This is a genomic window from Segatella baroniae DSM 16972 = JCM 13447, assembly GCF_000426585.1.
In the GTDB taxonomy this organism is placed as follows: Bacteria; Bacteroidota; Bacteroidia; order Bacteroidales; family Bacteroidaceae; genus Prevotella; species Prevotella baroniae.
Window position 1 is genome coordinate 262205 of record NZ_AUFQ01000003.1, and the last position, 13536, is coordinate 275740.

The window sequence follows — 13536 nt, forward strand, 5'->3', positions numbered from 1 at the left end:
AACTCACTTTCCCTTGGCCACCATGCTGCAAATTGATAAATATTGCTACCTTTGCAACCGCAAAAGAAGATGGTGCCATAGCTCAGTTGGTAGAGCAAAGGACTGAAAATCCTTGTGTCCCCGGTTCGATTCCTGGTGGTACCACGCACAAAGCAGTCAGCAATGGCTGCTTTTTTGTTACTTGAAGTTTGCTTATATTTTGACATTTCCTTTTGATATTCCACCCGATTCCATTATATTTGCAAGCAGATAAACCAATAAACTAAAGAACATGTTAGGTACACAAGAAATCATTATCATTGCGCTCATCATCCTGTTGCTGTTCGGCGGCAAGAAGATTCCCGAACTGATGAAAGGTCTGGGCAAAGGCGTCAAGAGCTTCAAGGACGGCCTCAACGGCCTCGAAAACGACACGAACCCCACCGAAAAGGAAGCGAAAGACACGAAAGAAGTCACAACCAACGCCAATGACAAGTGATGGCTGAAAACGACGAGCTTTCTTTTTGGGACCATCTGGATGTCCTGCGAAGCGTCATTTTCAAAATCATCATCGTGGGAGGGCTTTGCGCCCTACTCGCATTCAGCTTCAAAGAAATACTATTCAAGGTTGTTCTGGCACCGAAAGACTGCGACTTCATCACCTATAGAATTCTGCAAACGGAGCCTTTTCGCATCACTCTCATCAACACGGGGCTCACCGAACAGTTTCTTGTTCATATGAAGGCAGCACTCTTCTTCGGCATTCTTTGCGCTTCGCCTTATATCATCTATCAGCTTTACAAGTTCATTGCGCCCGCCTTGTATGACAGCGAACGCAAATATTCCGTGCGCGTCATTGGCAGTGCCTACGCCATGTTCTGCGTGGGGGCGCTGGTCAATTATTTCCTGATATTTCCCTTGACGGTGCGCTTTCTCGGCACCTATTCCGTGAGTTCCGACGTCCAGAACATGCTGACCATCCAGTCCTACATGGACACTTTGCTCATGATGTCGCTGGTCTTCGGCCTCGTTTTCGAGATTCCCGTCGTGAGTTGGCTGCTTGCACTCATGGGCGTGCTCAAGCATGTGTGGATGAAACGCTATCGGAAACACGCCTTCGTGGCCATCGTCGTCGTCGCCGCCGTCATCACGCCGACGTCCGACGCGTTCACGCTGTTCATCGTTTCCCTTCCCATCTGGCTGCTCTATGAGTTCAGCATTCTCATCGTGAAAGTGACAGAACGCCGAAAGCAAGACGACACCAAGCTGGAATCGTCAGAAAACTCCAAGTAAAACAAAGGAAATCAAAGGCTTTCGTCAACCAGGTCGACGACCGTCAGCACGCCGTTCTCCACCCTGAACTTGACATCCCGGCCCGCAAAAGGCATTCCATACGTCTTTTGCGGGTCGTTCTGGTAATGGGGACGCGGATCCAATGACAGCACTTGTGTCAGCACCCGCGCTTCCTTTTCGCCCAACTTCGCCCGCAACGCTTCCGGAACGACGACACGCAGACGCTCGATGGGCGTTGTGTCTACAAAGCCGCTGCGGGCCTGTGGCTTGCAATCGGCATAGACCACATAGGGCTTGATGTCGAAGATGGGCGTGCCATCCATCAAGTCCGCCCCTTTGACAACGATGACAGGACCACGTGGTGTCTCCCATTCCACGTGGTCAAGCCGCACGCATGACAGGCCAATTCCATTGGGACGAAACGGACTGCGCGTGGCAAATACGCCCATCTTCTCATTTCCGCCGAGCAAAGGAGGCCGCACCACCGGGCTGACGGCCTGGTGGCTGTTGGCCGAAAAAGACCAAATGAGCCACAGATAGTCGAATCCTTCCATTCCTCGAAGGGCGTCGGCATTCCTGAATTTCGGTTCGAAGACAATCCGTCCTTCGAGTTCTTCAACCAGTCCGCTCTGCTTGGGAATACCGAACTTGGAGCGAAACGGCGACTCAAAACGGGCTATGGGTTCGATGGTCATACGCGATAGAAAATGGAAACGACAGCGATGCCGCCAAAGATGGCCAGTCCCATCCACGCCGGCCAATGGAAATCTCTCAGCTCACGGTCATGACAAGGGCAGTTGACGCACAGGAACATCTGGTAGGAAAGGGTCGACGCGAACAACGCGAAGAGCATTCCCACGAACACGTCGCCGAAATAATGCACGCCAAGATACATGCGCGAATAGCACACCAACAGCGCCCACACAATCATGAACACCGACAGCCACGTCCTCCGCAACAAATAACAGATGAAAAAACTCAACCCGAAACAGTTGCCGGCATGGGCCGATGGGAAGCCATAACGCCCGCCACGGACGCCGTCGACGATATGCACCATGCCGCAGATGGAGCTTTCCAGATTGCTGGGACGCAACCTACCGACAGCCGGGCGAATCACTTGTGAGGTGAGCGTGTCGGTGAAGAGAATGACAAGACCTATCGCCAGAAGGATTTTCAACACCACGACATAACTGAAGTTGCGCAGCAAGACAAACAGCAACGTCACGTACAGGGGAATCCAGATGACCTTTCCACTGACCAAGAACATGAATGAATCCCAGTAGGGGGCGTGCATTCCGTTGATGGAAAGAAAGATACGGCTGTCCATATCGATCAGATATTGCAATAATGTTTCCATCTTTCCCTCCTATAAATTGCCAATGGTGTCATACAACTTCTGCAGCCAGGCCTTGCCCATGCGCAGCGGCCGGTCGGTATCTCCGCGGCGGTTCACCACCTTTTGCAACTTGTTGTCATAAATGACGGCCCCCTCTTCCGTCACCATACCCAGCAGATCGGGCACGGCGAACCAGGCGAACGCCGGCGTCGTGGGGTCGAGCATGTCCTTGCTGAACGTGAATGCGCTGTGGTCGAGCCCCAGCTGGGCCAGCAATGTGGCCGCAATGTCATTCTGACTGCCCAGGCGGTCGATGCGGGCGGGGCCGTCCAGGGCGCCTCCCAAGAAGAGCAACGGAATCTGATAGCGGCCGAAATCGGTATTTTGAATGTCCTCGGGATAACATCCCAGATGGTCGGGCACCAGCACAACGAGCGAATGTTGCCAGCGGCGGGTCTGCTTCAGCTGGGCGATGAACCTGCCGATGCAGTCGTCGGTATAGGCAAAGGCGTTGAGCCGCTTGTTCTTCAGCCGATGATAGGGCACCTCGAAAGGTTCATGCGAACTGGAAGTCTGCAACACGCGGAGCATGGGCCGCCGGCCCCGATAGGCCTTCACGTCGGCAATCAGCCGTGCGAAGACCAGATGGTCGTGCACGCCCCACTTGCTCAAGCGGTCCTTCACGGGGAAGTCCACGTCGGATACAATCTTCTCATAGCCGCTGTTGACCAGATACGAGCGCATGTTGGTGAAGTCGGCGTCGCCCCCGTAATAGTAGTCGGTGCCATAACCGGCCTGTCGCAGCACACCGGCGACGGACGGCAGATGGGCCGTCTTGCGGGGATATTTCATCAGGCTCATCGTGGGTTGGGCGGGAAAGCCGCTCAATACGGCCACAAGTCCGCGGTCGGTGCGGAAGCTGTTGGCATAGAAACGGGTGAAGAGCACGCCCTCGGCGGCCAAACCGTCCAGGTTGACCGCCACATTGGGCAGGCCGCCGAGCGTCTTCATCAGCTTGCTGGAGAAGCTCTCCATCACGATGATGTACACGTCGGGCCGCGTTTCGCCCTCTTTCAGCAGCGACCGATGGGCCGGCGACGACTTCGTCTGCACCATGCTCCTGAATATCCGGTCGGCCTCCGCCTCGTCCATCATCCGATATTGCTTGGCAAAATCCTCCTGATGGGCCAGACTTTCCATCAGGCTGAACATCGGATTGACGGCCGCGTGGTTGAGTTCCTGCTGTCCGCTGAAATACACTTTGCCCGTGTTGGTGGTCGAAACGGTGACGCCGCCACGGATGGGGATGATGAGCAAGCCCGTCAAGACCAGCTGCAACAGCGTCGTCAACAGCCGACGGGACGGCTGCCGGCAGTCCTCCTGCGGCGTCACCAACCAACGGCGTGCCGCCAGGAAGATGGCCGCAGCCACACCGGCGACGGCCAACAGCCCTCCCATGACGAACCACAGGCTGACACTGGCAAAGGCGTCGGCGGGCGAAGTGAAGAAATAGAAGACCGGCATGGCGTCGAGCGGGAATTTCCAAAAGTCATACAGCCCGATGTTGACGACGAAAGTCAGGGCCACCAGCAGGGCGGCAATCCCGTAATAGGCCTGCTCCGCCACTCGCCTCCACGCCCCTTGCAGCCAAATCCCCACCAGGGCGATGAGCATGGGGACGGCCGACAGATAGGCCGACAGCGAGATGTCGAGCGGCAACCCGTGGTAAAGCACGGCCAGCCAGTCGCGCCATGAGTTGCCGGCAAAGCTGCGATGGTACCACAGCATGAACAAAGGCTTCTGCAAGAGCATGACGCCCAGCCAAAAGAAATAGTTTCGAAATAGAGTTAAGACTGCTTTTTTCATACAGCGGCTGCACTTATTTGGATTGATAGAGTTTCAAGATGTCGGGCAACTTGGCCAGCGCGGCCGCCCTACCCTGCTGATAGACGGCTTCCATTTCGACCGGATCGTGCGAGATGTGGGCAATCGACAAGGTGGCCTCGGGCTGGATGACGACCGTGTCGCCCTTCCGTTCTTCGGCCCTGACATAGGCCAACTGCTCGTTATACATCACATGGCGACGGGCTGCCGCCTCCAGAAAGCGGGGATAACGGCGCAGCTGCCAGCGCATGAGCGGCATGAGCCGATTGGGCTTCTTCACGTAATCGGCGGGCTGGGTCAGCACGACCACGTTGCGGTCGTAGCCCTTCCGCTGGAAGAACGCCAAGGGAATGGAGTCGGAAATGCCGCCGTCGAGCAGCTCCCGGCCTTGTATGCGCACCACCTTCGAGGCCAAGGGCATGGACGCCGACGCCCTGATCCACTCATAGCATTCGTCGCCATGCTCCATCAGCAGCTTGTATTCGGGCTGCCCGGTGTTCATGTCGGTGCAAACGGCGTAAAACTCCATCGGATTGCGGTCGAAAGTTGTGGTGTCGAAGACGTCGAGTTGGGTGGGCATGACATGATAGCAAAAGCGGCCGCCAAACAAATCGCCGGTCGTCAGCAGCGACCTGAAGCTGCAATAGCGCCAGTCGTGGGCGAAAGCCTTGTTGTAACGAATGGCCCGACCGGGCTGGTTCGACTTGTAATTGCAGCCAAAGGCGGCGCCGGCCGACACGCCGACAAGGCCGTCTATCTGTATGTGGTTCTCCATCATCACGTCGATGACGCCCGCGGAGAACAGCCCCCGCAGGGCGCCGCCCTCCAAAACCAATCCCTTCTTCATGCCGCAAAGTTACAAAAAAACGGAGACTTTCCCCTTGCAACGACCTTTTTTACATGCTGCCGGCAGGCTTTTTAACGGAATGAAAGCCTTGTTTTCATTCCGGTTTTACGGAAACGAACCCATCGTTGCGTGCATTTTCATCCTCCAAGGGACAGCCTGCACCCGCCAACGCCGCCTCGCCGTTTTCACACAAGCACGTGGTCGCAAAACCATTTGCCGCAAACCACACGCCAACCGCAGCCCTTTCAGCCGCCCAAAGCAGCCCTTTTGCAACCTCATCGCTGCCCTTTTGCACGCCAACCGCAGCCCTTTTGCAACGCGAAAGCGCAGCGGTGTCAACGCAAAAGAAAAGAGGACATGGAACCCCATATCCTCTCTTCCCGTTTCAAAAGCCGACCACGCCGTCTACAACGACTCGCACTGCTTGACCCACAGGGCGCTGACGGCGTCGCTGGGCATGCGCCAGTCGCCGCGAGGGCTCAGGCTCACGCTGCTGACCTTGGGGCCGTCGGGCAGACAAGAGCGCTTGAACTGCTGGCTGAAGAAGCGGCGATAGAACGTCGTGAGCCAATGCTTGATGGTGGCGGAGTCGTGCTTGCCGGCAAATGCGTTGCACGCCAGCATGTAGATTTTGCGAGGACTGAAACCATAACGCAGCACATAGAAGAGGAAGAAATCGTGCAACTCATACGGCCCGACAAGGTCTTCCGTCTTCTGCCGGATATGCCCCTCGGCGTCGGCGGGCACCAACTCGGGGCTGATGGGCGTGTCCACGACGTCGCGCAGGATGGCGGCGGCGTCTCCTTGCAGCCAGGATTCGGCCGCATAGCCCACCAGACAGCGGATGAGTGTCTTGGGAATGCCCGCGTTGACGCCGTACATGCTCATGTGGTCGCCGTTGTAGGTGGCCCAGCCCAGGGCCAGTTCCGACAAGTCTCCCGTACCGACGACGATTCCTCCCAGCTCGTTGGCGAGGTCCATGAGTATCTGCGTGCGCTCACGGGCCTGCGCGTTCTCATACGTCGCGTCGTGCTTGTCCATGTCGTGACCGATGTCTTCGAGGTGCCGGACGACACTCTCGGCGATATTGATTTCCCTGACGGTCACCCCGAGGTCGGCCATCAGCTTCAAGGCGTTGTGGTAAGTGCGGTCGGTGGTGCCGAAACCGGGCATGGTGACGCCCACGATTCCCTTGCGGTCGTAGCCCAACTTGTCGAAAGCACGCACGCAGGCCAGCAGCGCCAAGGTGCTGTCGAGCCCGCCGCTGACACCCAGGACAACCCTTTGGGTCTGCGTGTGGAGCATGCGCTTGACCAATCCCATCGACTGAATGCCGAAAATGGTCTCGCAAGTGTCGTCCATATCGCTGTCATCGGGAAGGAACGGCATGGTGGAGATGTGACGGTCGAGCGCGAACGGCTTGGGATCCACCTCCTGGCAGTCGATGACGACAGCCTCGGTCATAGCCTCGTTGGCGTCGGGACGCTGGGCGTTGACAAAGGTGGTGTTCATTCTCCGGTTGGACCGAAGGCTCTCTATATCGACTTGGGCGACAACCATTTGGCTGTCGAGCATGAACCGTTTGCTTTCAGCCAGCAGCGAACCGTTCTCATAAATCAACGCGCTGCCCGCATAGACGACATCCTGCGTGCTCTCGCCAAAACCGCAACTGCTGTAGACATAGCCCGTGGCCGTTCGGGCGCTCTGCTGGGCCACCAGGCTCCTCAGGTAGTTGTGCTTGCCAATGAGTTCGTCGCTGGCGGACAGGTTGAAGATGAGGTCGGCGCCGGCCAGGGCCAACACGTTGCTGGGGGGCGTGGGGCCCCACACGTCTTCGCAGATTTCGACGCCGAAGAGGGCACCGCCCACCGTGCGGAACAACTGCGGACTGGAGGTCACCAGGACACGGTTGCCCGCATAGCGAATCTCGCGCGGACGCAAGTCCTGCGCCGAGGCGAACCAACGCTTCTCATAGAACTCACTGTAGTTGGGCAGATAGACCTTGGGAACCATCCCGAGCAGCTTGCCGCGCTGGATGACGGCGGCGCAGTTGAGCAGCAAGTCGCCCACCACGACGGGCAGACCGACGATGGAAATGAGGTCGAGCTGGCGCGAATGGTCGAGCAGGGCAACCATCGCATGTTCGCAAGCGTCGATGAGCACCTGCTGCCGGAAGAGATCCTGACAAGTGTAGGCCGTGATACACAACTCCGGAAATACGATAATCTCTACGCCGGCTTCCTCCGCCTGCCCCATCAGGGCTTCGATCTGCTGCCTGTTGTAATCGCAATCCGACACGCGAAGGGCCGGCACGGCACTGGCAACTTTAATAAAACCATACTCCATGATAGAACGAAACTTTAATTATTTAATGGTTACTTGTGTGGCCCCATATCCATACTCGCGGAAAGAGGCGTCTTGATAAACATATTGCTTGTAGCGATAATGCAGGTCGTTGATGATGGCATGGCGCAAGACGCCCTCGCCCTTGCCGTGGATGAAGACGATTTTCTGCCCTTTCCTGTCGGCATGGGCGGCCAATGTCTCCCTGAACTTCTTCAACTGATAGTTCAGAATGTCAATCGGCTGCATGCCTGCCATGGAGTCGAGCAGGGCCTCGGCATGCAGGTCGACGACAACGATGTCGTCGCCGTCGCGCCTTTTCGTGGTAAACGGGTCGCCCTTCTTGCCAGGTTGGTCATAGCGACGGACGTAGGTGTCGGCGTCGGAAGCCGACGATTCGTCGGGCGCATCGGGCACGTTGGGCGCGAACATCTGCTGCTTGAGGAGCTTGGCGTCGATGACCAGCGGCTTGGCCGGTACGTCGTTCACAACAATGTCGTAGAGCAACGCGGGCTGCTCGAAGAACTCGTTGGGCTGGAACGTATGCAACTTGTAGAACTTGACGGGGTCGATGCGGAACTGGGCTTCGAGCAATGGCTTGAGGATGAAGCTCTTATCCGTCTTGTAAGCTATCATCTGCACGGCCACCTTGCCCAGTTCATTGAGCACGTCGCGGCCAAACTCCTCGATGAAAAGCTTGGTGTTGGGTTCGAGTTCGCCATGCGCACGAAGTGTCCAGCTGTTCCCTTCGGCCACCAGGTAGGTGTAATGGAAACTGTAATTGCTGTCGTTGACGAGATAGGTCTCGAACCGCGTGTTGGCAACCTCCTTGACATCGACGGGCACAAAGGCCAGATAGGCCGAGAGCGCGTTGCCTCCCTTGCGCTCCTGCGCGGGCCGTTGGAAAGCGATTTCACGGTCGGAAGGGTCGTCGTCCACTTCCAGAGCCATCTCTTCGGTCCCGTCATGCAGCATGGCCTTCACGCTGCGCCGGTCGTCGCCCAACGCGGGCGCGTCGCTTGGCTGCGGCTTGCCCAACTTGCTTTCGACGATTCGGGAAGTACTGTAGTCGTCCGTATTGACAACCACGACCTCGTTGATGGGCGTGGGAATCTGAAAACCGTCCCCATCTTCCACCAACACGATATTCTTACCTTGGAAACCGGCAACCTTTCCGCCACCCGTTTCGCTGAGGAATCTTACTTGATCACCTATTTTCATATAATTATTGCAGATTGGAATTTATGGAATGAGCAAAGAACTGTCGCCATAACTCAGAAAACGGAAGTCATGTGACAAGGCGTAATCGTAGATTTTGCGCCAATCTCCCTTGACGAAAGCGCTGACCAAAAGGAGCAACGTGCTCTTGGGCTGGTGGAAATTGGTTATCAGCATCGTGACGATCTTGTATTCGTAGCCCGGCGCAATGATGATCTGCGTGCTGCTGTGAAGGGCCTCAAGCCCATTGCGGTCGAGCCAATCCACGATATTCCGAATGGCACGGACGGGACCAATGCCGTCGACCAGGCGGCCATCGCGCCCATCTTCGTAGGGCACCCACTGATTAACATGCAGTTCTTCCTCTTGCGCCTGGGGGTGCTTCTCCAGGTAGACGCCCATGTAATAGAGACTCTCGAGGGTGCGGACGCTCGTCGTGCCGACGGCGATGGTGCGGCATTCGTGTCGCAACAGCTTTTCCAAACTGTGCCGGTGGACGCAGATGAACTCCGTGTGCATCCGGTGTCCGTCGATTTCTTCAGACTTCACGGGCTTGAATGTGCCGGCACCGACATGCAGGGTGACTTCCTCGCGGTCGATTCCGCACCGGTCGAGCGCGGCCAAAACGTTGTCGGTGAAGTGCAGTCCGGCCGTGGGAGCGGCCACGCTTCCCTTCACTTTGGAGTAGACCGTCTGGTAAGTCACCTTGTCGCTCTCCTGCGTTTCGCGGTTCAAATAAGGCGGAATGGGCAGCTCGCCCACAGCTTCGAGTATCTCGGCAAAGCTCACCTGGGCGTTGTCCCAACTGAAATCGACCCAATAGTTGGTGCCCAACCTGCTCCCGAGCGCCTCGTCTTGAGCCACATTGCGCCGGGCGCAGAGCGTCAGCCGACGGCCTTTGATTTCGAACTCGCGCTTGAGTTGGCCCTCTTTCCACTTCTTCAGATTGCCGATCATGCACAGCCACGAGCACTGTCCGCTGGTCTGGAACATCTGTTCATAATCCGTCGGGGCAGCCGGCTCCATCAGAAAGACCTCTATCAAGGCCCCGGTTTCCTTGCGGAAGTGCATCCGCGCCTGGATGACGCGCGTGTTGTTGAAGACCATCAAGGCCCCTTGAGGCAGGTAACGAGGCAGTTGGAAGAACAGGTCGTCGGAAAGCTTGCCCCGATTATAGACCAGCAACTTGCTGTGGTCGCGCTCCGCCATGGGATATTTCGCGATGCGGTCGTCGGCCAAAGGATAGTCAAAATCACTGATATGAATATGTCTTGTTTCCATGATTACAAAAAAAATAGGACTGCGACGCTCAAAGATGGCAGAGCGAATAGAAAACCGAAAGCACGAACAGGAATGCCATCACGGTGAGAATGACGTCGATGTCGGCCAGACTGTAGCCTGAAGAAGTATATTGCGTCGACACAAAACCGGCACGCGGAATCATCCGGTTGTAGACATAAAGGTACAACCGATAGGAAAAACAGCCCACCGAGAGGCCGAAAATGATTCCAACCAGAATGTCGGACGGATAGTGCATGCCCAGATAGAGGCGCGTGTAGCACGAGACCGCGGCCCACAGTCCCAGGCCGATGGAGAGCCGCCAGTCGCGCATCAGCAGGCTGAAGAACGTTGCCAGGGAACAAAGGTTGGCGGCATGGGCCGAGAAAAAGCTGAAGTTCTTGTCCGACACGCCCGAAACGGTGTCGACAAGATACTTGATGGACAAGTCGTTGCATGGCCGAAGGCGGCCGACAAGCGGCTTGACGATTCCCTCCGTCACACCGCCGGCAATCAGGATGCAGAGAAGCGCCCCGCCGACGGTCAGCATGATCTGGGCCATCGTGTCGTTGTTCTTGACAACCACATAGAAAAATGCCAGATACAACGGAGCCCAGAACCAGCCCGACGTGAGCATCGTCATCACGCCGTCCAGGAAAAGCGAATCGCTGCCATTGATTTGCAGGAGCAATTGCTTGTCAAACTCTATAATTGCAGACAAATCCAAAATGCAAATCGATTAGATTTCCTCCAACGTCCCCACAAGAACCCACCCGCTGCGGCCGTCTCCTGTCTGGACGGCCCGCCAGCCCGGCAACGTCTTGTCGACAACTTCCACGCGCGTGCCTTCATGCAGGATGAAAGCCTCGGAAGCCGACTTGCCCGGCGTTGCCTTGACCGACACGGACGAACTGACGACGATGGCGCCGGTGCGGTTGTCGTATTGCGACTTCTGTTGCCAGGCAAAGAGGTTGCCCAACAGGAAAAGCATGAAAAAGAAACAGGCCCCGAAAAAGCCCACTTTGCGGTAAACGGCTCGTGAACCGAACAGATAGACCAGCAGCAAGACCAATACCGCGCAGATGGAGAACACGGCAATGGAAGCCCAACGGTCGACACTGGCACTGTTGACAACGGCCTTGTACCAGGTGACGAAGAACATCTCATCGGCCGGAACAATCTTGTCGATGGTCTTGCTGCGGGCAAACTGGAGGTTGAAACGAATGTCCCTGTCGGCCGGATTCAGCATGAGGGCGCGCTCGTAATTGAGAACGGCCTTCGTGATGTTGTCCGTGCGATAGTAGGCGTTGCCCAGATTGTAATAGAGTTCGCTGCTGACGCCCGACTTCAAAAGGGTTTCGTAGTCTTTGATGGCTTGCTGATAGTTGCCCTTCTTGTACTCCGCATCGGCATTCTGGCGGGTCAGCGCCCACCCCGGCATGCCGACCGAGAGCAGCGAAAGGGAAAGGAAAAGTCGGACGACAGCGGCCCGAGACGTTTTCCTACGACGTTTCATCACTTCTTCTATTCTCATAATGGCGGTCATCGCGCTCTCGAACGTGCGGTTCATGTTGCCGGCCGCGTCTCCGGGCGCATAGCGTTCAAATTCACATTCGTCGATGGCTGTCACAAACAATTCGATGGTTTCAGTATCTACAGCATGCTTGGCCAGGGTTTCCGTGATGTTGTCGCGCGACAACTGCTCCACAGGCATGTTCAGCTTGTCGCCCATATATCCCCACAGGGCATGCAACACTTCGTCATAGAACTCGTTCTGCCGCCCTTCCAACATCAGCCGGTTGGCCTTGCGCAGCCGACGGGTGGCCATCTTGCTGGCCTTCCTGCCACGGAGCTTCACCATATCGGCATTGTCGATGGCACGCCGACGGAAGACGATCAGCAGAATGACGAAAGCCACAAACGGCAACACGTTGGCCAAGATGTAGCCCACCGAGCCGAAGAAGAAATCGTTCAAGGCATGCTGCGACATGTCGGTCTGGTGGATTCCACGAATATCATTGTCCTTGTTGGTCATGAAATCGGCCACACGATCCGTCTTGCCGTCGCCCGGAGCGACATTGATGGTAAAGGACTGCGTCTTCACCGTCCGATAGCTGTTGGCCGACGTGTCGTAATAGACAAGCGCCACGGGGGGAATGACATAGCGTCCCTGGTTCTGGGGCACGGCCAGATAATCGTAGACCATGTTGCCTTCCAGTCCGTTGGCCGTCAACTTCGTCTTGTCGGTCACCTTGGGGTCGTATTTGTCAAAGTCCTTTGGAAAAGCAATGGTGGGCTGCTTGATTAGCTTCAGGTTGCCCGCGCCTCCGACAACGACACGCAGTTGGAGCGGTTCGCCGGCTTTCACTTCGGTCTTGTTCAATGAAGCGGAAATGTTAAACTTCCCCACTCCACCGGAGAAGTTGGCCGGTCTGCCAGGCAAGGGGTCCACCTGAATCGTCATGCCGGGTGCTTCGATGTTGCGTTTCACCTCGATATAGCCCGAACCGCCGTTGAAGAATGCCTCAAAGGGGTTCACGTTCCGGTTCTGCTGCACCACAATGCCTTTGAAGGTAATGCTCGGAATCTTCAACTTGCCGGTCATCTGGGGATACATCACATACTGGCTCCATGTGACGCAGCGGTAAGGACGCCCATTGACGGTCTCCACATGAAAGCTCTTCTGCTGAGGCAGCTTGATCTCCTGCGTATGGAACCCCGTCAGGTCGGGCATTTTGCCTTCCAGCTGCGTGAGTTCTACCAATGTATAGACCTTGTAGGTGAGCAGAATCGGCTCTTGTTCATGCACCCGCTTCTTGTTGGCACTCACCTTGATGAACAGGTCGTTGCCGGAAATGGTGGAGCCTGCGTCGCGCACACGCGGAGAACCAGCGTCGTTGTGCATCCCGGGGGCACCGCCATTCGTTTGCGCATGACCGGCCACGACAATCTTGACCGCGCGCGAATTGACACGCTTTCCTTTCACGACAGCGTGGGCTTCGGGAATGGTGTAGGTGCCGTTTTTGTTGGCAAAGAGCGTATAAGTGAATGTGATGGACGACGAGCTGGAGGTATGCCCATTGACCATTTGGTAGCTGGACTGCTGCGATGTATAGGGACCGGCTATCACTTCGAGACCATTCGGGATGTTTCCAACCCTGAAGTCGTCTACGTCATCCGTGTTGATGGTGTACGACAATCGAAAATTCTCGCCCGCGGAAACCCTCGAAGGGGCCGACACGGATATGGATTGTGCCGATACGAAGCCCACTCCAAACAAGATGAAAAGGGCCAATAGGCTATAGTATTTGCAATAAGACCTCATAACAAAACCGTTTCTTAAACCAACAACGAACGA

Annotated in this window: 11 protein-coding genes and 1 tRNA gene; 3 read left to right on the forward strand and 9 right to left on the reverse strand. The window is 56.3% G+C overall.

From position 1 onward, the window contains the following. Positions 1-71: 71 nt before the first annotated feature. The 3 genes from K334_RS0104135 (at position 72) to tatC (ending at position 1272) form a co-directional block, all read left to right on the forward strand. A tRNA-Phe gene (locus tag K334_RS0104135) sits at positions 72-144 on the forward strand. Positions 145-271: 127 nt separating this feature from the next. After that, a complete protein-coding gene (locus tag K334_RS0104140; RefSeq protein WP_021588522.1) occupies positions 272-478 on the forward strand; it encodes a twin-arginine translocase TatA/TatE family subunit in 207 nt (68 codons plus the stop codon). After that, positions 478-1272, forward strand: a complete 795-nt coding sequence (tatC, locus tag K334_RS13455; RefSeq protein WP_025880431.1) for a twin-arginine translocase subunit TatC — start codon at positions 478-480, stop codon at positions 1270-1272. The genes K334_RS0104140 and tatC overlap by 1 nt, the downstream gene beginning before the upstream one ends. 11 nt (positions 1273-1283) lie before the next feature. On the opposite strand, the gene tsaA is transcribed toward tatC, so the two are convergent. The 9 genes from tsaA to K334_RS0104195 form a co-directional block, all read right to left on the reverse strand. Further along, positions 1284-1967, reverse strand: a complete 684-nt coding sequence (gene tsaA / locus K334_RS0104150; RefSeq protein WP_025880430.1) for a tRNA (N6-threonylcarbamoyladenosine(37)-N6)-methyltransferase TrmO — start codon at positions 1965-1967, stop codon at positions 1284-1286. Next, positions 1964-2629: a phosphatase PAP2 family protein gene (locus K334_RS0104155; protein WP_025880429.1), complete on the reverse strand. Its 666-nt coding sequence runs from the start codon at positions 2627-2629 to the stop codon at positions 1964-1966. Before K334_RS0104155 ends, tsaA begins: the two co-directional genes overlap by 4 nt. Positions 2630-2638: 9 nt before the next feature. Then, the gene (locus K334_RS0104160) at positions 2639-4474 is read right to left on the reverse strand and encodes an LTA synthase family protein (RefSeq protein ID WP_025880427.1); all 1836 of its coding nucleotides are present in this window, start codon (positions 4472-4474) and stop codon (positions 2639-2641) included. A 13-nt stretch (positions 4475-4487) separates the two neighbouring features. Then, positions 4488-5339 (reverse strand): patatin-like phospholipase family protein, encoded by an 852-nt coding sequence (locus K334_RS0104165; protein WP_027444559.1) that lies wholly within the window; start codon positions 5337-5339, stop codon positions 4488-4490. Between the two features lie 405 nt (positions 5340-5744). Continuing rightward, positions 5745-7688, reverse strand: coding sequence for an NAD(+) synthase (locus tag K334_RS0104175; protein ID WP_314826599.1), 1944 nt, complete (start codon positions 7686-7688; stop codon positions 5745-5747). Positions 7689-7703: 15 nt separating this feature from the next. Beyond that, positions 7704-8903 carry a DUF2027 domain-containing protein gene (locus K334_RS0104180; protein ID WP_025880423.1) on the reverse strand — a complete coding sequence of 400 codons (1200 nt, stop codon included), beginning with the start codon at positions 8901-8903 and terminating at the stop codon, positions 7704-7706. A gap of 21 nt (positions 8904-8924) precedes the next feature. Continuing rightward, positions 8925-10181 carry an S-adenosylmethionine:tRNA ribosyltransferase-isomerase gene (locus K334_RS0104185; protein WP_027444561.1) on the reverse strand — a complete coding sequence of 419 codons (1257 nt, stop codon included), beginning with the start codon at positions 10179-10181 and terminating at the stop codon, positions 8925-8927. 28 nt (positions 10182-10209) lie between these two features. After that, a complete protein-coding gene (locus K334_RS0104190; protein ID WP_021588512.1) occupies positions 10210-10905 on the reverse strand; it encodes a phosphatase PAP2 family protein in 696 nt (231 codons plus the stop codon). A 12-nt stretch (positions 10906-10917) separates the two neighbouring features. After that, positions 10918-13503, reverse strand: a complete 2586-nt coding sequence (locus tag K334_RS0104195; RefSeq protein WP_027444562.1) for a BatD family protein — start codon at positions 13501-13503, stop codon at positions 10918-10920. Between the last annotated feature and the right edge of the window lie 33 nt (positions 13504-13536).